This is a genomic window from Exiguobacterium antarcticum DSM 14480, assembly GCF_000685865.1.
Classification (GTDB): domain Bacteria; phylum Bacillota; class Bacilli; order Exiguobacteriales; family Exiguobacteriaceae; genus Exiguobacterium_A; species Exiguobacterium_A antarcticum.
Genome location: NZ_JMKS01000003.1, coordinates 1,803,684 through 1,823,084, shown reverse-complemented (window position 1 = coordinate 1,823,084; position 19,401 = coordinate 1,803,684). Strand labels below are relative to the sequence as shown.

Below are 19,401 nucleotides of genomic sequence, written 5' to 3'. Positions count from 1 at the left end.
GAGTGAACGTGATGATCGAAGTGAAATTACATGATGTCGGTGAAGGGATGACAGAAGGCGAAATCGCGAACTATCTCGTCCAGGTTGGCGATCGCGTCACGATTGATCAACCGGTCGTTGAAGTATCGACCGATAAGATGGTCGCCGAATTACCGGCTCCCGTGTCTGGAAAAGTGACCGACATCTTAATCCCTGTCGGACAAACCGTTTCCGTCGGGACAATCTTATTATTAATCGATGAAGAAGAGACGGAAACCGCCGCCACCGTCGAACGAACAATCAAACGCGTGGTCGAGCAACCGCAACAAACAACGATGACACCGACCATCGCCCCAGCGGTACGGCGTGTCTTAGCCACACCCTATACACGAAAGATCGCCCGTGATCATGGGATTGATTTAGAGCTTGTCCCAGCCACTGATCCATCCGGTCGCGTCACAGAAGACGACGTCCGTCGATTCCTTGAAACAGGAACCCGTTCTGCCGAAACGCAGCAGCCGGTCGTGGCACAAACGACGCCATCTCCTTCCGTCGAAACGATCCCGTTCCGCGGCATCCGGAAACAGATTGCCAAAAAAATGACGCAATCCCTCTTTACGATTCCGCACGTCACGCATTTCGAAGAAGTGGATATGACTCGATTGCTCGCCTTGCGCGAAGAATTAAAGGCGGCCGGTCAACCGATCAGTGTCAACGCCTTTTTCATCAAAGCCTTGATAGTCGCACTCCAAGACTTCCCGGTCTTTAACGCCAAGCTCGACGAAGCCAACGAACAGATCATCCTCGAGCAACAGTATCATATCGGTGTCGCGACCGAGACGACGGACGGACTGATTGTTCCGGTCGTTCGAGATGCAGATAAGATGACGATGCAACAGTTGCATACGCGTGTCGCGGAACTGTCTTCCCGCGCCAAGACGGGAGACTTGCGCGCTGCGGATCTGAAACCGAGCACCTTCACGATGAGTAATGTCGGCCCACTTGGTAGTACGGGTGCGACACCCATCATCAATTATCCGGAAACGGCATTAATCGCCTTCCATAAAACGAAAAAACGGGTCTGTGTCGATGAGCAGGATCAAATCGTCATCCGATCGATGATGAATCTATCGATGTCATTTGACCATCGTGTCGCAGATGGTGCGACAGCCGTCGCCTTTACGAATCGGTTCGCAGGACTGATTGAACACCCCACAACTTTATTGATGGAGCTGATCTAAATGGTCGTAGGTGAACTGACACAAGAACGTGATGTGATTATCCTTGGTGGCGGACCAGCCGGTTACACGGCTGCGATTCGCGCCAGCCAATTAGGGCGTAAGGTGACCTTGATTGAACAAGCGCAGCTCGGTGGACTGTGTCTGAACCGGGGCTGTATTCCTTCGAAGGTTTTGGCGCACGCTGCAGAAATAAAACACCAATTAAAACATTTGACCGCACTGGGCTTTTCAATTGATTCCACGCATGATTTCAATCAATTGGTCCATTACCGCGATCAAGTCGTCCGTCAATTACGAAGTGGCGTCGAATCCTTATGTCAGGTAAATGCTATCGAATACGTCCAAGGGAGCGCTTCGTTTTTAGCGGATGACCGGATTGGTGTCGAACAAGGACATCAGTTTGATACGTATTGGTTTAATGACGTTGTGATTGCGACAGGGAGCCATAGCATCAGACACGATTCTCCTGCCATTTTGAACGCAGAACAGCTTTACCAATTGACCGATTTACCTGACCGCCTTGTCATCATCGGTCAGGATTATCTGGCCCTCGAGGCCGCAATGAGCTTTCAAGCGCTTGGCACGAATGTCACCTTGATCGCCGACGACTTCCAGTTGGATCCAAGTATAAACAAAGAACTCCGACGCCTCTTCAAAAAACAAAAGATTCAACTTGTCTCCGGGACCGTCACCGCCATCGAAGCCGGGGACGACGTGACCGTAACGGTCGTAAAACAAGGGCAGGAAACGACGTGGACCGCTCCCTTCCTGTTTCATTCATTGCCCCGTGTCCCGCATACGCTCGAGTTAGGACTTGAACGGATTGGTGTGACATTAGCGGAAGACGGAACGATTCCCGTCGATCCGTTCGGGCAGACAAATCGTCCGCATATTTATGCGATTGGTGACGTCACGCCAGGGCAGGCAATTGCGACACGGGCCATCCACGAAGCCAAACGGACAGCTGAACGCTTGGCGGGGCAAACACCTGACACGACTCTTCCTTACTATCCGACAATCATTCGGTCGCTTCCGCCAATCGTCTCGATTGGACTGACGGAAGATGCCGCGATCGAAGCCGGTCACGCGATTCGGACGGGTCAATTTACCTTAAATGCCAATGGCGCAACGATGATCGAAGCCGGAACTGGCTTCATCAAGGTCATCTCCGATGCGACGACGAGTCTCCTTTTAGGCGTTCATATGATGGGCGAAGGCGCAGTCGAACTCGCCGGAACGTTTGCACAAGCACTTGAGATGGCTGCCAAGGAAGAAGATGTCCGCTTCCCGATCATGCCACACCCGAGCCGGAGCGAAGCCTGGACGGAAGCCGTCGAATCGTTAGTCGGACATGCGATCCACCTGTCGCCCCGTCAACAAGATGTCTTAACGAAGTCGTAATCCGAAGACCGGTCCCCGTTCCCTTTTTGAGGAGGCGTGACCGGTTTCTTGCGCGAATCTTTTGGTTGAAGGAGGTACGATGATGGATTTATACTTCACGACGTTGAACTGGAACGAGACATCGTTTCCAATCGCGGCAACGGACACCGGACTCTGTTATGTCGGGGCATTGAACGAACCTCGAGACTTATTTAGCGACTGGGCCCGAAAACAGTTGCCCCGTGCTGATCTGATCGAGGATCCACGCATCATGCAACCGTATCAGGAACAACTCGTCGAATACTTAAATGGAACACGCACGCACTTTTCCCTTCCCCTCCATTTGATCGGTACTCCGTTTCAACTGGAAGTCTGGAACGCCTTATGTCAGATTCCGTATGGTGTGACCGCGACCTATTCGGATATCGCGGAACGAATCTACCGTCCCAGTGCGACGCGTGCCGTCGGAACCGCTATCAGTAAAAATCGTGTCTTGATCGTCGTCCCCTGTCATCGAATCATTGGAAAAAAAGGTGATTTGACGGGCTATTGGGGTGGTCTGAACATGAAACGGAAACTGTTAGAAATCGAGCGGGTATCATCCTCGAAACTTCCTTTTCATTGATCGAACAGCATCTGTACACCAGCCAGTTTAATAGAGAAAGGGGCGTCGGATTCAAATCCGGCGCCCCTTTCTCTATTAAGATTAAAAGATGTGATGTTAGCTGTACCGGTGTTTCACCCGGCATTTACGCCAAACCGATACGTCGTTTCCCAGTGGTACGTCTGATCCGGCTGAACCAGGATGTCCGGGAAGTTTGGTTCGTTCACCGCATTCGGATGGACTTGTGTTTCGAGACACAGTCCGAGCGACGGACGGGCACCGACACCGCGAATCGTATAATTCGTCTCGAGCTGCGTCCCCGTATAGAGGATGACGACCGGTTGATTCGTCGTCACTTCTACATACCGGCCATTTGACGCGTCTTCCAACCGGATCGGCTGTCCCGATAAGAGAAACGGATGATCATATCCATTTCCCGCGGCTACCGTTTCCGGATGATCGGATTCTGCTCCGCTTCGAATCAGCCGCCCGGTTCGAAAATCAAGGGGTGTTCCTGTCACGTCCTGCAGCTGACCGGTTGGCAGTAAATCCGCTCCGACAGGTAAGTACGTTTCACTCGGGATCGTCAAGTGATGGTCGAGGATATCCCGTCGTAAGTTCCCCGACAGGTTCCAGTACGTATGATTCGTCAGATTCAACGGTGTCGTCTGATTCGTCGTCGCGTGCATCGTCAACGTCAAGGCAAGACCTTCGAGCTGATAGACGGCGTCGAGTGTGACGTTACCAGGGTAGCCTTCCGCCCCGTCCGGACTGAACAACTGGAGATGGAGTCGGTCCGTCGTGGCTTCGACAACCTCAAAGAGTGCTTGATCAAATCCTTTGATTCCTCCGTGCAGATGATGCGTTCCATCGTTTGTTGCGAGCGGATAGACGGTTCCTTCCACTTCCATTTGCGCTTGTCCGATACGTCCGGCAACCCGTCCGACGATTGCCCCGAAGTACGGGGAGTGGTCCTGGTATTCCTTTACTGTATCAAAACCCAAGACGACACTCTCGATCCGGCCATCCCGATCCGCAACACGGATGTCGTTGATGATGCCGCCATAGTTCCAAATCTCGACTTCGATTCCCGGTTGCGTCAGCGTGTGACGAATGAGATCCGTTTCCTGAATCAACTGTGTCTGCTCCGTCATCGCCGATCACCTGCCACTTGCCGGCTGACCGTTTCAAGGAAGCGGTCAAGTCCCGCCTGCCCGCCCGGAGTTTGTTTAAAGACACCGCAGTCTTCGAGACCACGGACGAATTTTGCTGCGACAGCTTGTCGGACATATTCCGTCACGTCTTGTCCGCTGTACGCCGCTTTCAATTCTGTTGCCCATTCCTGGTGGGAAGGAGCCATCGAAATGCCCGTTCCCGCGACGAACTGCTCGACTTGCTCGAGTTCACTGAGCAGACGGGCCGGCAGAACGGCGAGTCCCATCACTTCAATCAAACCAATGTTTTCGCGTTTGATGTGGTGAATGTCGGCATGGGTATGGAAGATGCCGTCCGGATGGTCCGTCGACGTCCGGTTGTTGCGTAACACGAGATCCAGTTCAAATCGTTCGCCACGCATCCGGGCAATCGGTGTCACCGTGTTGTGGCGGATACCATTTGTTGCCGCAAGGATCTCATGCTCGGTATCTTCGTACGTCAACCAGGTCTGATAGACGTCGTCCGCCGCATCGAGTAACGCGGCAGAATCGGTACTGCTCAGACGAACGACCGTCAACGGCCAATGTAACGTTTCACCGGTGACATCCGGATGATCCGGTAAAACGAACTGACTTAGCGTCTTCGCCCGGTCCATCGCAAATTCATACCGTCCGCCTTGATAATGGTCATGCGTCAAAATCGATCCACCGACGATCGGCAGATCCGCATTCGATCCTGCAAAATAATGCGGGAACTGGGCAACGAATCCAAGCAACCGCGCAAAGGCTTGACGGTTGATCACCATATCCCGGTGCTCCTGCGACAAGATAATGCTGTGTTCGTTGTAATAGACATACGGTGAATACTGCAGCGCCCACGGCTCGTCCTGCAAGGAAATCGGAATGATCCGATGATTGGCCCGTGCAGGATGATTGACGCGTCCCGCATACCCGACATTTTCAACGCAAAGCAGACACGTCGGATACGTCGACTCGACGACCTCCGTCTGAGCTGCCGCGATTTCACGCGGATCTTTTTCGGGTTTTGATAAGTTGATCGTGATGTCAATCGTGCCATAAACCGTTTCGGCCTGATATTGAATGTTTTTGGCAATCCGCTTCGTCTGGATGTAGTTGTTCGCCTGACTAAGTTGATAAAAATAATCGGTTGCTTGTTGTGGACTTTCTCCATATAGACGACGGAAAGTCGACGTGATCTGGGACGGGCGATCAACGAACACATCCATCAGTTCCGCTGCCAGCCGTTCTTTTTCGTCAAGACGTGCTGCCAGTTGTCCTGATGCAACCATCCGTTCAATCATCGCATCCAAAATATCCGGAATCGAACGTGATTCGACCATACCTGGATCGTTGTACGCCGCTTCGCCCAGCAAAGCCAATAACCGGTTTTGCGCATACACCGTATCTTCCGGCTCGATCAATTGCTGACGGACTGCCTGCTCTACTAGTTGTTTGATGAGTTCATTCATCGCCTTCACTCCCCTAAATCCATTCTCTCTTTACCGGACTTTTGTTTTATAGCCGTGCGGACGTCGTTCATGCCAACGCCAAGCGTCTTGAATGATTGTGTCGATGTCCGTCCGACGTGGTTTCCAGCCTAATACCGTTTTCGCCTTATCGGATCCGGCAATCAACGTGCTCGGGTCTCCGGCACGTCTTGCGACGACTTGTTCCGGAATCGCATGACCCGTCACACGGCGTGCCGCTTCAATGATTTCCCGGACCGAAAAGCCGCGACTTGAGCCGAGATTAAAGACATCACTCGTATTGCCTTGTTTTAAATAGTCGAGTGCAAGTACGTGGGCATCAATCAAATCCTCGACATGGATATAATCACGGATACACGTGCCGTCTTCCGTCGCATAATCATCGCCGTAAATCGAAATCATCGGTCGTTGACCATTGGCGACTTCGAGGACAAGCGGAACCAAATGGGTTTCCGGTGTATGATCTTCCCCGATTTCGCCTGTTGACCGGGCACCGGCAACGTTAAAGTAACGGAGTGCCACATAGTTCAGACCGTACGCCGTTTCACACCAACGCATCATCTTCTCCATCATCAGCTTTGTTTCGCCGTAGGCATTCGTCGGGTTCGTCACTGCCGTTTCAAGAATCGGCATCTGTTCCTGCTCCCCGTATGTGGCAGCGGTCGACGAGAAGACGATCTGTTTGACATCATGTGCCATCATCGCTTCGAGCAGGACTTGTGTGCCGTAGACGTTGTTATCAAAATATACGAGTGGATGTTCCATTGATTCACCGACTAATGAAAAGGCCGCGAAATGGACGACCTGATCGATTGTTTCCGTCTCAAACACCGTATCAAGGAAGGCACGATCCCGGATATCCCCTTCGTAAAAACGGGCTTCCGGATGAACGGCTTCCCGGTGACCCGACTTTAAATGATCAATCACGACGACGTCCTGACCGGCATCCACCAGTTGATAGACTGCATGTGACCCGATATATCCTGCTCCACCTACTACGAGTACTGCCATTTAAATGACCTCCTGTTCGACTTCTCGTGCTCCATCACCAACCGTTGCCGTGTAGAACGATGCCGGATAACCAATTGCGGTCTCGTATGCTTGACCGACTGCCGTCATGAATGTCTCGACCGTCTCGTCTTCGACGATGGCAATCGCACAACCGCCAAAACCGGCACCTGTCATCCGGGCGCCAAGGACTCCCGGTTGCGCCCAAGCTGCTTCGACCAGTGTATCCAGTTCTTTCCCCGTCACTTCGTAATCCACTCGCAAAGAACGGTGTGATGCATTCATCAGTTGACCAAAGGCTTCAAGTCGCTCTTCTTTTAATGCGTCGAGCGCTTGCAATGTGCGCTCGTTTTCAGAAATCGCGTGACGTGCCCGCCGTTGCAATCGTTCGTCCTCAAAAGAAACCGTTTCGAATTCATCCATCGACCATTGACCGAGAGACGCATACGGACGGTACTGTTGCAAATAGGCGAGCGCCTCTTCACATTCCGAGCGGCGTTCATTGTATTTCGAATCGGCCAGCTCACGCCGTTTATTCGTATTCATGATGATGATCGTATAACCGGATAAATCGAGCGGTGCATACGTATATTCAAGTGTCTCACAGTCAAGCAATAGTCCGGATCCTGCTTTGCCCATACCGATCGCGAATTGATCCATGATGCCGCTATTGACACCGATGTACTGGTTTTCGACCTGTTGGCCGTACTTGACGAGTTCGATCCGGTCGACATTCAGATTGTACAGTTTGTCGAGCAAGACACCGATGACCAGTTCAAGCGAAGCGGACGAAGACAGTCCGGCACCGTTCGGGATATCCCCTTTGATCAGGATGTCGCATCCTGTATCCATCCGGTAACCGGCTTCCCGTAAGATATGAATCATCCCTTTGGCATAGTTGGCCCAGCCATCGGCAGATCGATGCGTCAAGTCATCACCTGTGACTTCGATGATGCCGTCATTTTCAAAGTTCAGCGAATAAAACCGGAAGACTGCATCATCGCGCTTGCGGGCAACCGCATGCGTTCCAAGCGTCAAGGCACACGGAAAGACATGTCCACCATTGTAGTCCGTATGTTCTCCGATCAAATTGATCCGGCCCGGTGCAAAAAAGCGGTGGGTCGACGGTTGACCGAATTGTTGTTCAAAAATCTGTTCTAATGTCTGGTCTGTCATGCGATCGGCTCCTTTGACTCTGATGTGATGACGTTGCCGTGAACCGGCTGAATGTGTAGACAACAGGCTTCATAATCCGTCGTATAAGTGATCGTCAATCCTTGCTGCATCAAGTAAGCACCGCTGAGCTGACGTTCGTCGACCTGATACAAACCCGTTTTCTCAAGTCCATGCAGACGGAAATGGTACTGGTTTGAACCGTGCTGACGCATCGGCGCTACCGCGAGGACAACCGTTTGATCGTTTGATGTGTATTGCATGAGCGATGCCGTCCGGCGGTCTGCCGTCAAGCGGTACTGGCGTCCAAATTGGACGGTTTCCCGAATCGTCTTGTACGTCGCAATCCACTCGGTTGCTTCTGTTAATTCTTCTGCTGTCCATTCGCTTAAGTTGCCACCGATACCGAGTGTCCCCTGCATCGAGGAGACGAAACGTGTCGCAAGCGGTAAGTTCCGACCATTCAGCCAGTTCGGACCGTCCGTCACCCAACAGCTCATCATCTTCGCATTATAGGCAAATGAGAAATCGTGCTGGATCGTCAACCGGTCCAGTGGATCCGTGTTGTCACTCGTCCAGACCTGTTCCGTCCGTTGGAGGATTCCAAGATCAATCCGTCCGCCGCCTCCGGCACAAGCTTCAAAGTCTACTTCCGGATGACGTGTCCGCAACTCATCAAAAATCCGGTACAGCGCATCGACATGACGCTTCCATAATTCTTGTTGTTGTGCTGGTGTCGCACCCGGGAGACCCGGTTCCGAAAAAGCACGGTTCATGTCCCATTTGATGTAATCAATCGCGTGTGTCCCAAGCAACTCGTCCATCATCTCGAACACGAATTGTTCGACCTGCGGTAAACCAAGGTTCAGAACAAACTGATTGCGTGATGTCGTCCGGTGGGCACCGGGACTATGGTAGATCCAGTCAGGATGCGTCCGGTACAGATTTGAATCAGGATTGACCATTTCCGGTTCGACCCATAGACCAAACTGCATGTTTTGTTGTTTCACATAATCAATCAACGGTGTTAAACCGTTCGGGAATTTCTCTGGATTGACGACCCAGTCACCGAGACCGGCCTGATCGGAGTTTCGTTCACCAAACCAGCCGTCATCGACGACAAACAGTTCACAACCGATCGCGGCTGCTTGATCGACGAGTGTCCGTTGTCCGTGTTCCGTCACGTCAAAATAGGTCGCTTCCCAGGAATTGTAGAGGACAGGCCGGACCTTGTTCCGGTCCGATTCCGGCATGATGATCTGACGCTGGAAATCGTGCGCCCGGGCACTCATCCCGGCAAAGCCGTCTGCCGCGTAGCCGATGTAAAAGTCCGGTGTCGCAAGCTGTTTACCCGCTTCAAGTGTCCAACCGAAATCAAACGCATTCATCCCGCCTGATACTTGGACAAATCCAAACGCATCCTGTTCGAAGTGCATCGACCAGTTGCCGGAATACGCGAAATGACCATAGATGACTTCACCGGTCGCTTCCGTCGCCCCGTGTTCAAGTGCAAACCACGGATTCGCCTGATGACTCGTCACACCCCGCCGGCTGTCAATCGTCTTACGCCCCGGCGTTAGCGGCGTCACCTGCTTTTGAAATTCACCGGTCCATGTTCCGGCAAAATGATGCAGGTTCAAGCTCGGCCGTTGTAGAATTCCCATCGCAAACGATTGGGCTGCCGTCAATTGCACCGGTTGTGTTCCGGTGTTTTCAATCACGAGTGACCGTCCGATCATATCGTAGGTTTCGTACAGGTCGTATTTGATGCCGACCCGAAGTTCTTGTAACGAATCAAACAACCATAAGATCAATCCGCTGTCGGATTGCTCGGCGCGTTCAAAGACGAACTGGCTGATTCGTTGACCGTCCTCCCGTTCTGATTTCAAAGTCGGTTCTGTGTAGACCATCTCACCGAATGGAATGAAATCATAGACCGCAACCCCATCCGGTGATTCAAACGAGCTGTGTGTCAGGACCGGATTCGGTAAGGCTTCATAATCAGATCGATACGGCAGGCGGGCTCCAAAATACGTATGCAACACTTTGCCGTGCTGTCCGATCGTCACGACATGCGCGACGTGTTGTCCTTCGAGGACGAACCGCTGATTCGGCAGTTCAAGAATGGCCATGGTCGTTCTCCTCCTTATGTTGTCAGAATCAGTGTCTCGAGCGGTGCGAGCGTCACTGTTCCACTATATGTCTCGTTCGTATTCACTTCTTTATAAGCAGCATCAAGCACCACGTCCCGGCTGGCTTTTGTATCGTGGTTCATGAAGAAGATGAAATCACGTGTTTCCCCGTGACGGCGGACGACTTCGACTTGATCCGGTGCCTCAAACGTCTGAACACCGGCATCGAGAAACGCTTGTCGGTAAATCGTATCGATCATCGCATCATCAATCGATGCACCAATGTACGTGATTGCTCCTTTATATTCGTTGCGTGTGACGGCAGCGACTCCGTCATAAAACGTATCGCGGTAGACAGCGAGCGGTTCGGCTGTCGTCGGTGTGATCAAATCACACCAGAGACGGGCCGGTGAACCTTGTCCGGCGAATGCTCCAATGCCTTCGACCCGGTTTTCCTGTACCGCCTGCAACGATTCGTACTCGTCGATTTCGATTCCTGCGTACGGGGCGAACTTGCCTGGTAACGTCAATGGAATGACATTGTTATGCGGATCCTTGACACCGGTCCGGTACGTGAAGATGACATGTCCCCCCTGCTCCATGTAATCGATTAACGACTGGTCAAACGTCGGATTCGTCAGGAAATACAGCGGAACGATAATCAATTTGTATTGATCGAGCCGGTCACCCGGGAAGACGATATCGGTTGCTGCCTGACGACGGACAGCGCCTCCGTAGAACCGGACGAACTCGGTCCGGAAGTCAAACGCATCACTGTGCGGCTGATGGGTCCAGGCCCAAACGTTCTCTTGATCAAAATAGACACCGACTTCTGCTTGATAGCTACTCGCATTAATCTCGTCTCCGAACGTATTCAGCTCGGTCATGATCTGTTTGACTTCATTGAATTTACGTTTTGGTTTTCCATCGTGATCGATGATACCGTGGCAAAACTCTTCCGTTCCGAACAACGCCGCCCGGAAACGGAAGTAGACGATGGCTTCGGCACCACGTGCGACCGCTTGATACGTCCACAAACGGATGTGACCGGGGCGCGGCAAGTAACCGATTTTACTCCAGCCTTGCGCTCCGCTGAGTTGCTCCATCACCCAAAAGCCTTTTCCTTGTTTCGACGATCGGCACAGGTCATGATCGCTCGCCATCTTCTCGAAACGGTTCGGTTCAGGCAAACCACCCCAGACCGGGTAGTTATCAAAGGCGACGTAATCGAGATCCTGTGCCATCTGTTGTTGATTGACGGCCATATCACTGTAGACAAGGTTATGTGTAATGAACGCGTCCGGATGAATGTGTTCCCGAAGCGCATCGACCTGCAGTTTGTTGTAATGGTTGTAACCGTCGGCACAGAAGCGGTCGAAGTCGACGAGTAACGACGGGTTATGTTCCTGGTAGACTTTCCGCGGTACTGGGATTTGCTCCCACGCCGTGTACGTCTGACTCCAGAAGACCGTTCCCCACGTCTCGTTTAACGCGTCAAGCGTCTCGTATCGGTTTTTCAGCCATACCTGGAACGCGGCACGGTCGATTTCACTGTACGAACGATCCGATTTTTCATGACCGTATTCATTGTCCGTCTGCCAACCGATGACACGCGGATGTTTTCCGTACCGTTTCGCCATTTCCGTCGTGATGGCAACGGAAAAGCGTTGGTACGTCTCACTGTGAACCGTGTAGTGACGACGGGCTCCAAAGCTGATCGTCACGCCATGCTCGTCTGCCGGAAGAATCTCCGGATATTTATGACACATCCAGGCCGGTGGTGTCGCGGTCGGTGTCCCGAGGACGATGTCAAAACCGGCGGCACTCAAACGTTCGATGATGTCATCCCAAAACCGGAAATCGTAGACTCCTTCTTCCGGCTCCATCATCGTCCAGGCAAATTCCGCCAGCCGGACGACGTTGACACCGAGTTCTTTCATCAAACGGAAGTCTTCCTCCCATAACGCACGTGGAGTTTGTTCCGGGTAATAATCGACGCCTAAATACATGGTGCTCCCCCTGACTGAAAACAAATTATTTTACTGCACCTGCTGTCATTCCTTTTTGGAAGAAACGTTGGAAGAAGATATAGAAGACCATGGTCGGTAAACTGATCAAGACGAGTGACGCATAGATTTTCCCAGGGTCACCACCAAGGGCATCTTTAAAGAAGCTTGGTGCCATCGTGACCGTTTGATAGGCCGGATCCGTCATGAACGTCAGGACCATCAAGTATTCATTCCATGAGTTGAGGAACGCATAGATCAATGCTGTTGCTAAAGCGGGTTTCGCCAGTGGCAACATGACTTTGAAGAAGACTTCTAAAATCGTCGCACCATCGATAAAAGCTGCTTCCATCAGTTCATTTGGCAACTCATCGAAGTATCCTTTGATCAGCATCAAACCAAACGGAAGGAAAAAGGCGACTTCGGCTCCGATCAATCCCCAATGGTTGTTGAGTCCGTCAAACGACCGCAATGTAAAGAACAACGGAACGATCATCGAAGCGACCGGTAACATCAGACCGGCTAAAATCATGTTGAACAATAGACGTTTTCCGGCGAATTCGAGTTTCGAGAACGCAAATGCCGCAAACGCCAGGATTGTGATCGAGATGATGATCATGAAGAAAGCGACGAAGAAACTGTTGAAGACGAAGGTCGGGAAATTCGGGTTTTGCAGCGTTGCGATATAGTTTTCGAATCCGTTGACACGTAAGCTCTCCTTGAACATGACGAAGATCGGGAACAGCCAGACGATGGAAGCGAGCATCAGAACGAGGTTAATCATCCAACGGCTTTTTTTAGATTCTACATTCATGGGACGTTCCTCCTTAGTTATCCATTTTCTTTTGAACACGTAACTGGAAGTACGTGATCAGTAAGGCGATTGTAAGCAGTATGATGGCAACGGCACTTGAAAAGCCGACTTCTTGTTGCAGCATCGATTTACGGAACAGGTAAGTCGAGATGAACTCTGTTGAAGAACCGGGTCCGCCGGCTGTCGTGATCCAGACGAGGTCAAACGTCTTCAGACCACCGATGACGCCGAGAATCGATAACGTGAACGTCGTTCCTTTTAAGTTCGGGAAGACGATGCTCCAGAGTGTCCGGAAGAATCCGGCCCCATCGATTTTAGCGGCTTCAAAGATCTCTTTTTCAATTGTCAGCATCGCCATGTAATACATGACCATCGATGAACCGGTCCACTGGAAGATGTTGATCGCGATGACCGAATAAAGTGCGATATCCGGATCACCGAGCCAGTTTTGCTCTAAGCTACCGAGACCAATCGCCCGGAGAAACTCGTTGATGTAACCGAATTGGAAGTCATAAATTTGTGAGAACGCGGCCCCAAGAACAACCGGACTCAAGACGACCGGGAAGAAGAAGACCGATTTCATCGCAGTCCGTAACGGTCCCTGTGTGTGCAGGAAGTACGCGAGAACAAGACCGATAAAGGCTTGAATCGTGACGGTTAAAATCGTGAAGATGAACGTATTTTTAAGCGAGAGATAGAAATCCGGATCACGGAACATTTCCGCGTAGTTTTCAAACCCGACGAAGACTTTATCAAACGAAATCCCGTCCCATGAGAAGAAGGAGTTATAGGCGTTATAGAAAATCCCGTAATAGATAAACGCGACGACAAACAGGACGATGGGTCCGACGAACGCCCAACCGACCATGTTTTGTTTCATTTTGCCTTTTCTCTTCTTTTTGGGAACGTTTGAACGTGGTGCTGGTTTTAGCGGCTCGGCTTTTGGTTTGATCGGCAATTCTTGTTGCTCTGTCTGCATAACGATTTCCCCACTTTCTTGATCTCTAAAAATCAGGAAGTGGCACGCAGGGCGCACCACTTCACTGTCTCGTGCTTATTTTTTCGATTGATCGGCTGCATCCTGAACACGTTGGAGTGCTTCTTTTGGATCTTGACCAGTCGCGATGTTTTGAAGTTCCTTACCGAGGATATCGTTAAGTTTCGTATCACGGATTCCACGGCTCGCTACAGCTTTAGAAAGTGTTTCGTTCAGCATTTTGTACGACTCTTTTTCACCTTCTGATGTGAAGGCAGCATCTGAATCAATTTTGACCTCCTTGATGCCCGGAGCCATTTCGAATTCACCCATGTAGACTTCTTGTCCTTCACCTTGACTCATGAAGGCAACGAATTCTGCTGCGCCTTCTTGTTGTTTCGACTCTTTATTGACGGCAAGTGCCATGTCGATTGAGGCGATGACCGGTTGTTCTGTTCCACCCGCTAAGTTCGGAAGTGGCGTGAAGCCAAGCTCATCTTTGATTTTCCATTTGTCTTTTTTCTCAGCCGTCGTCATCGAGTGGGCCTCCCATGAACCGATGACCCACATCGCTGCTTTTTTATCGAAGAATTGGTTCATCCCGTCATTGTATGTCGCAAGGCCAAGTGCTCCTTCTTGGAAGACTTTATCTTCGAACAGGTCTTGCCAGACTTGCGCTGTCTTGACCATCTCGTCATCCGTCCATTTCGCTTCACCCGATAAGACTTTTTGGATGTAGCCCGGTGCGACCTGGTGGCTTAAGACGTTGTAGACATCGATGTCGATCCAGGCGTCTTTTGCACCTAACATCAATGGAATGACTTTATCGCCGGACGCTTTGATCTTTTTGACAGCGTCGACTGTTTCTTTGTAGTTTTTCGGTGGTGTGACGCCGTATTTGTCGAGCATCGTTTTGTTGTACATCAAGTAGGCTTGACCTGTGAAGCCGATTGGAACCGCGTATTGTTTGCCGTCGATCGTCGTCTGCTCGATGCCGAGCTCGACGAACTTATCTTTCCAGCCTTTGCCGGCTGCTTTATCCATGTAGGAATCAACCGGTACGACACGGTCTTTGTATTGTTGAATCATCGGTTCTTTTAAGCCGATGATGTCTGGTCCCTTACCAGATAACATTGCGACTTGAAGTTGCTTTTCATAGTCTTCGCTGTACCGTTTGAATTCGACGACGTATTTATCCTGTGATTTATTGAACGCGTCGACGACTTCCTTACCAGCTTCCGGCTGAGGTGCCCAACCCCACCAGGAAATGATTGTTTTTCCGTCTTTTGTTGTTGCTTGTTTCTCGTCTTCGCCGCCACACGCAGCAAGAAGTGCCGATAATGTTAAGACTGAAGCTGCTGCGAGAACTTTTGTTTTTTTGAATTTCATGTGAGTGATCCCCTTTGTATGTGAGTGGTCAAGCGTATTTTTTAAGCTGGTATCCTTCCTGTGTTGCTTGTTGACACCATTGTTCGATGATTTCCGTGCCGATCGGCATCCGTTGCAGTTGAATCAAAACCCGTGCGATCAGCCGGAGACGATAGTCGAGTGTATCGACTTCTTGTGCGACGAACAGATAAAATTCACCGCCGAGCGTCAGACAACCGGCTGATCGCATCTGTTGCATCAACACCCGTAATTCAATGTATCCGTTCTCATTTTTTCGAAGATGAAGCTCTGAAGACCGAATCGTCAGTACCCCTTGTACGGACGACATCCGAAATTGAAAGACTCCATCTTGCCGTGGACGAACGAGAACGCCGTCTTGATCCGAAGACCGCTCATCTCCCGGTTGTTGTTCCGTCATCTGCCCTGTCAAACGGTTCATATAAAAGCCACGGATTGCTCCGTAACGCCCGAAAGCTTCACGGTAGGAAACCCATAAATCTTCTGTTTCCATCTGCGCGACGCCCCCTTCTTTTGTTTCAGCTTAACCGGTCCCTGCCGGTCTGCATCCACCTCCACTAGTTGATGAAAACTTAGTAAATTAAATTTATTATCTAACTTTAAGAAAACTATAGCACATGCCATTTCGATTTGTAAACGGTTTCATAAAAAATATTTTCTAGGCGAAATGGACGACAAAAAAGCTTATGAGCACTCGGTGATTTCACCGTGTCCCCACAAGCTTGCATCAAATCGTTTGAAAAATACTGTTCGTCGCCAAAGCGGCCGCACTAAGCGCTCCTTGTTTTTCGCTCCACGGAACCATCTTGACATCGGTTTCACGTGAAGCCGTCGTCAAGGCAGTGTGCGCGACCCGTTCTTTAATTTGATCCACGATGGAAGGAGCCAGTTCAAACATCGGTCCCCCCAGTAAAATGCGTTTTGGATTAATCAAGTGAATCGTGTTCAAGACACCGATGCCGATGTATTCACCTGCCCGGTGATATGCCGCTTTTGCATGGGAATCGCCTTCCGTCAGACGTCGCCGAAGGTCGGTCAAGGTCTTGACTTGTGGGTCAATCGCTTCAAAATCACGTAGCAAGGCTTTTTCACCGGCCAAGGCTTCAAGACATCCCCGATTTCCACACGAACAGATTGGTCCATCCAAATCAAGCCGCATATGCCCCACTTCACCGGTGATATGATTTTCTCCGTCAATCAGCTTTCCATCGAGGACATACGCTCCTCCGATCCCTTCCCCTGCATACAGGTAGAAGAATTGATCGACGCCGACACCTTCTCCGAATAACAATTCGAACGAGGCCAGGGCCCGGACATCGTTTTCAATGAAGACCGGATACGCAAAACGCTGCTCCAAATGTTCTTTTAATGCAACATCATGGAGATGAAAACGTGGAGCAAACAGAATGACTCCAGTCTCCGGATTGACCATCCCGTGAACGGATATACCGATTCCATGAATCGTTCCGACCTGCTCTGTTGCGTCAATCAGTTCTTGACACAATTGAACGACAGCCTCCATCAGTTCTTCATTCGTATCAAATTTCCCCATCGTTTCCACTTCGTGAATCGTATTCCCGCTTAAATCCGCGATGACTCCAATAAAGCGGTGACTTGTCGCATCAATCCCGATGACGTATTGTTCTTTTGCCACCAGTTCGAGCAGAATCGGCTTTCGTCCTCCGTTTGAGACACCGAGTTCACGTTCCATCACGAGTTGATCCGCAATCAATTCTCCGACGATGTTCGAAACGGTTGGTTTTGTTAATTTTGTTTGTTGTGCCAGTTCGACTCGTGAAATCGGTTGATGCATCCGAATCAAACGTAACACGAGTGCCCGGTTGTAGGATCGCATCCACTTTGAATTTCGTGGCATTTCTTTGACCATGTTCGCCCCGCATCCCTTCCATTCATGTCTCTTATCTTATTCTCGCATATTTTGTAAGGGATTTCATGATTCCGTCCGGATTCTCTGTCTCTGACTTTTTTCCGGACGAACTCTTGTGAAAAGAACACAATCTGGTTGCCACCTGTGATCAAAATCATTTTCGAATCTATCTCTAGTTGGAATCATGCTTCATCATACGGCTGTTCGATGACGAGAACCCGGCTTCCGTCTGGATTTTCAGTCAACTCCACTTCAATGATCGCTTCCCCTACTAACAGGACGACCGGTAAACCGGGATCTGCTTTACGAAAAAAACCGACACGTCCCTGGTACGTGTCCATATAGTCCGCGAACAAAAATGTTCCGTTGACATGAATTTCATCCTGACTTGAATTGAATTCAAGGTGGGGAACCCCAAACCAAGCTTCTCCGTTTAGATACAGTAATGGTTTTTTTCCAATGACTTCACTGGATTCTCGCCGCATCTCAATCGCTCCCTCGGTCTCATAATACAAGCGGTCCGTTCCTCTCGTCGCAATGACAATCGGATTGCCCTGGTATAAAACAATTTCTAAAATTTCATCAGCCCCTTCCGTGTAATACCCGGATGCGTCAGCTGTCGCAAAACTAATCGTATACAGTTGCATCCACGAGACGATGTCCGAGACCACGACCGGTTTTAAGAACAGTGCCGAGACGAGTTTTGTACCTTCTGGCGTAATGACAAGATTGATATAAATATCAGCTAACTGGATCGTCCGTACTTGTGTCGACGGATACAGTTCATCGTAGTTTAAGACAAATACCGTTTCGTAATAATCATCCATCTCCCGCAGTTCAAGTGGTGGCATGCGACGATCAAAGTCGGCAATCTGGATGCGTTTCATGGGGGTGCCTCCTTCTAATGAACATTCTTTTTGTCCTCCGTTAAGGATTACCCAATATCTGATTCGCTTGCACTCCCCTAAAACGAAAAAATCACCCTTGAAGTACAGGGTGATCACGTCATCGTATATAAAACTGATACAACAGATACAAAGCAAATCCAATGACTAAAATGACGGTAAAGATATTACCCGTTCCAAAAAAGACACGATTCGCCGCTTCATTCCGATCTTTCGGTTTGTGCTCCATCAGTAGAACTCCCTTACTATAATCCAAATTTTTCTATATAATAAGGAATTCTCGTTTGAACCACACAAACCTGCCGATTCGCTTCAATTATTTTTTGGTTCCGTTTGCGAAAAACACGAGTGTTTCTTCCTCACCCGTCGTCAAGTCCCGTTCGACCCTCTCACGATACAACCGGCGCATGTCGGATACCTGGCCTGAAGCTTGCTGCGTCACCTCAATCGCCCGACGCAACACCATGACTTCTTGTTCAAATTCATCCTTTGGCATCGCTTCGCCATGTGACCAGACGTAATAGTCGGCGTCATATTCCGCGATGACATCCAGTAAACGGGTTGTTTGGTCGGTCGTATAGTTCCACTTGGCAGAAAAGATATCCGCATACATCGCGTCCCCTAAAAACAGGACCCGTTCTTGTGGAATATAGATCAATGCACTCTCTGGCGAATGATCATTTTCGACTTGCCGCAGGAGACACTGAACTCCACCAAGATCCACTTCAAGTTGCCCTTCGAATTGAATCGTCGGCAAGACGATCTCGATGTCACGGTTTGCTCCGAACTCCAGTTTGATCGCATCGGCACAAAACGGAATTTCAATCTCTTGTTGGATCCGTTCCTCGAGTGCCTCATCCGACCATTCGTAATCCATCATCTTTTGCATCTCTTCAACCGTCCGTTTCGTCGCAATCGTCGGCACGGCCATCTGTTTCATTCCGAAGATATGATCCCAGTGCCAATGCGTCAATGCAACGAGGTCCGGTTGTTTCAGCCCTTGTTTTTTCATCTCCTCTAAAAATAGAGCGGCGTGTTGGCTCGAATTTCCGGCATCGATGACGAGACTCCGGTCGTCCCCCGTAATCACCGCGACGATGGGTCGATCCGTCTCACTGACCGGTGTCTGGTACCAAATCCGGTGGGTTAACTGTTTAAATTGTTGTATGATGATCGCCTCCTTGTTCAGTATACCGAAAAAGTCCATCCGGGGGATGCCCGGATGG

17 protein-coding genes are annotated in these 19,401 nt (G+C 50.3%); 3 read left to right on the top strand and 14 right to left on the bottom strand.

Translation table 11 applies throughout. The features are described 5' to 3' along the window. Positions 1-11 precede the first annotated feature (11 nt). The 3 genes from P404_RS0110265 to P404_RS0110255 all read left to right on the top strand — a co-directional run bounded on the left by P404_RS0110265 (position 12) and on the right by P404_RS0110255 (position 3,225). The gene (locus P404_RS0110265) at positions 12-1,220 is read left to right on the top strand and encodes a dihydrolipoamide acetyltransferase family protein (RefSeq protein ID WP_026830689.1); all 1,209 of its coding nucleotides are present in this window, start codon (positions 12-14) and stop codon (positions 1,218-1,220) included. After that, positions 1,221-2,621: a dihydrolipoyl dehydrogenase family protein gene (locus P404_RS0110260; protein ID WP_026830688.1), complete on the top strand. Its 1,401-nt coding sequence runs from the start codon at positions 1,221-1,223 to the stop codon at positions 2,619-2,621. It abuts the gene before it with no gap. Between the two features lie 82 nt (positions 2,622-2,703). Further along, positions 2,704-3,225, top strand: coding sequence for a methylated-DNA--[protein]-cysteine S-methyltransferase (locus P404_RS0110255; protein ID WP_014969393.1), 522 nt, complete (start codon positions 2,704-2,706; stop codon positions 3,223-3,225). A 113-nt stretch (positions 3,226-3,338) separates the two neighbouring features. On the opposite strand, the gene P404_RS0110250 is transcribed toward P404_RS0110255, so the two are convergent. The 14 genes from P404_RS0110250 to P404_RS0110185 all read right to left on the bottom strand — a co-directional run bounded on the left by P404_RS0110250 (position 3,339) and on the right by P404_RS0110185 (position 19,382). After that, complete coding sequence (locus P404_RS0110250; protein ID WP_026830687.1) at positions 3,339-4,358, bottom strand: aldose epimerase family protein; 1,020 nt, start codon at positions 4,356-4,358, stop codon at positions 3,339-3,341. Further along, complete coding sequence (locus P404_RS0110245; protein WP_026830686.1) at positions 4,355-5,848, bottom strand: UDP-glucose--hexose-1-phosphate uridylyltransferase; 1,494 nt, start codon at positions 5,846-5,848, stop codon at positions 4,355-4,357. Before P404_RS0110245 ends, P404_RS0110250 begins: the two co-directional genes overlap by 4 nt. A 30-nt stretch (positions 5,849-5,878) precedes the next feature. Further along, on the bottom strand, positions 5,879-6,877 hold the full coding sequence (galE, locus tag P404_RS0110240) for a UDP-glucose 4-epimerase GalE (protein ID WP_026830685.1): 999 nt from the start codon (positions 6,875-6,877) through the stop codon (positions 5,879-5,881). After that, positions 6,878-8,050: a galactokinase gene (locus P404_RS0110235; protein ID WP_026830684.1), complete on the bottom strand. Its 1,173-nt coding sequence runs from the start codon at positions 8,048-8,050 to the stop codon at positions 6,878-6,880. It lies immediately after the preceding gene. Beyond that, positions 8,047-10,179: an alpha-galactosidase gene (locus P404_RS0110230; protein ID WP_026830683.1), complete on the bottom strand. Its 2,133-nt coding sequence runs from the start codon at positions 10,177-10,179 to the stop codon at positions 8,047-8,049. The genes P404_RS0110235 and P404_RS0110230 overlap by 4 nt, the downstream gene beginning before the upstream one ends. A gap of 14 nt (positions 10,180-10,193) precedes the next feature. Further along, entirely contained in the window at positions 10,194-12,188 is a 1,995-nt protein-coding gene (locus P404_RS0110225) for a beta-galactosidase (RefSeq protein ID WP_014969386.1), read from the bottom strand. Between the two features lie 25 nt (positions 12,189-12,213). Beyond that, positions 12,214-12,999 carry a carbohydrate ABC transporter permease gene (locus P404_RS0110220; RefSeq protein ID WP_014969385.1) on the bottom strand — a complete coding sequence of 262 codons (786 nt, stop codon included), beginning with the start codon at positions 12,997-12,999 and terminating at the stop codon, positions 12,214-12,216. 13 nt (positions 13,000-13,012) lie between these two features. Continuing rightward, positions 13,013-13,978 carry a carbohydrate ABC transporter permease gene (locus P404_RS0110215; RefSeq protein WP_014969384.1) on the bottom strand — a complete coding sequence of 322 codons (966 nt, stop codon included), beginning with the start codon at positions 13,976-13,978 and terminating at the stop codon, positions 13,013-13,015. Positions 13,979-14,053: 75 nt separating this feature from the next. Then, complete coding sequence (locus P404_RS0110210; RefSeq protein WP_014969383.1) at positions 14,054-15,364, bottom strand: ABC transporter substrate-binding protein; 1,311 nt, start codon at positions 15,362-15,364, stop codon at positions 14,054-14,056. 28 nt (positions 15,365-15,392) lie between these two features. After that, positions 15,393-15,875: a hypothetical protein gene (locus P404_RS0110205; protein ID WP_014969382.1), complete on the bottom strand. Its 483-nt coding sequence runs from the start codon at positions 15,873-15,875 to the stop codon at positions 15,393-15,395. A gap of 234 nt (positions 15,876-16,109) precedes the next feature. Further along, positions 16,110-17,237, bottom strand: a complete 1,128-nt coding sequence (locus P404_RS0110200) for an ROK family transcriptional regulator (protein WP_236624363.1) — start codon at positions 17,235-17,237, stop codon at positions 16,110-16,112. 215 nt (positions 17,238-17,452) lie between these two features. Then, on the bottom strand, positions 17,453-18,157 hold the full coding sequence (locus tag P404_RS0110195) for a hypothetical protein (RefSeq protein ID WP_026830682.1): 705 nt from the start codon (positions 18,155-18,157) through the stop codon (positions 17,453-17,455). A 118-nt stretch (positions 18,158-18,275) separates the two neighbouring features. Next, a complete protein-coding gene (locus tag P404_RS18980) occupies positions 18,276-18,404 on the bottom strand; it encodes a hypothetical protein (protein ID WP_014969379.1) in 129 nt (42 codons plus the stop codon). A gap of 87 nt (positions 18,405-18,491) precedes the next feature. Further along, a complete protein-coding gene (locus tag P404_RS0110185; protein ID WP_236624362.1) occupies positions 18,492-19,382 on the bottom strand; it encodes an MBL fold metallo-hydrolase in 891 nt (296 codons plus the stop codon). Positions 19,383-19,401: the final 19 nt, after the last annotated feature.

What these genes read in the sequence shown, in the direction of transcription:
- P404_RS0110265 (WP_026830689.1), top strand. Translation starts at nt 12, where the DNA reads ATGATCGAAGTGAAATTACATGATGTCGGTGAAGGGATGACAGAAGGC.
- P404_RS0110260 (WP_026830688.1), top strand. Translation starts at nt 1,221, where the DNA reads ATGGTCGTAGGTGAACTGACACAAGAACGTGATGTGATTATCCTTGGT.
- P404_RS0110255 (WP_014969393.1), top strand. Translation starts at nt 2,704, where the DNA reads ATGGATTTATACTTCACGACGTTGAACTGGAACGAGACATCGTTTCCA.
- P404_RS0110250 (WP_026830687.1), bottom strand. Translation starts at nt 4,358, where the DNA reads ATGACGGAGCAGACACAGTTGATTCAGGAAACGGATCTCATTCGTCAC.
- P404_RS0110245 (WP_026830686.1), bottom strand. Translation starts at nt 5,848, where the DNA reads ATGAATGAACTCATCAAACAACTAGTAGAGCAGGCAGTCCGTCAGCAA.
- galE (WP_026830685.1), bottom strand. Translation starts at nt 6,877, where the DNA reads ATGGCAGTACTCGTAGTAGGTGGAGCAGGATATATCGGGTCACATGCA.
- P404_RS0110235 (WP_026830684.1), bottom strand. Translation starts at nt 8,050, where the DNA reads ATGACAGACCAGACATTAGAACAGATTTTTGAACAACAATTCGGTCAA.
- P404_RS0110230 (WP_026830683.1), bottom strand. Translation starts at nt 10,179, where the DNA reads ATGGCCATTCTTGAACTGCCGAATCAGCGGTTCGTCCTCGAAGGACAA.
- P404_RS0110225 (WP_014969386.1), bottom strand. Translation starts at nt 12,188, where the DNA reads ATGTATTTAGGCGTCGATTATTACCCGGAACAAACTCCACGTGCGTTA.
- P404_RS0110220 (WP_014969385.1), bottom strand. Translation starts at nt 12,999, where the DNA reads ATGAATGTAGAATCTAAAAAAAGCCGTTGGATGATTAACCTCGTTCTG.
- P404_RS0110215 (WP_014969384.1), bottom strand. Translation starts at nt 13,978, where the DNA reads ATGCAGACAGAGCAACAAGAATTGCCGATCAAACCAAAAGCCGAGCCG.
- P404_RS0110210 (WP_014969383.1), bottom strand. Translation starts at nt 15,364, where the DNA reads ATGAAATTCAAAAAAACAAAAGTTCTCGCAGCAGCTTCAGTCTTAACA.
- P404_RS0110205 (WP_014969382.1), bottom strand. Translation starts at nt 15,875, where the DNA reads ATGGAAACAGAAGATTTATGGGTTTCCTACCGTGAAGCTTTCGGGCGT.
- P404_RS0110200 (WP_236624363.1), bottom strand. Translation starts at nt 17,237, where the DNA reads ATGCGATCCTACAACCGGGCACTCGTGTTACGTTTGATTCGGATGCAT.
- P404_RS0110195 (WP_026830682.1), bottom strand. Translation starts at nt 18,157, where the DNA reads ATGAAACGCATCCAGATTGCCGACTTTGATCGTCGCATGCCACCACTT.
- P404_RS18980 (WP_014969379.1), bottom strand. Translation starts at nt 18,404, where the DNA reads ATGGAGCACAAACCGAAAGATCGGAATGAAGCGGCGAATCGTGTCTTT.
- P404_RS0110185 (WP_236624362.1), bottom strand. Translation starts at nt 19,382, where the DNA reads ATGGACTTTTTCGGTATACTGAACAAGGAGGCGATCATCATACAACAA.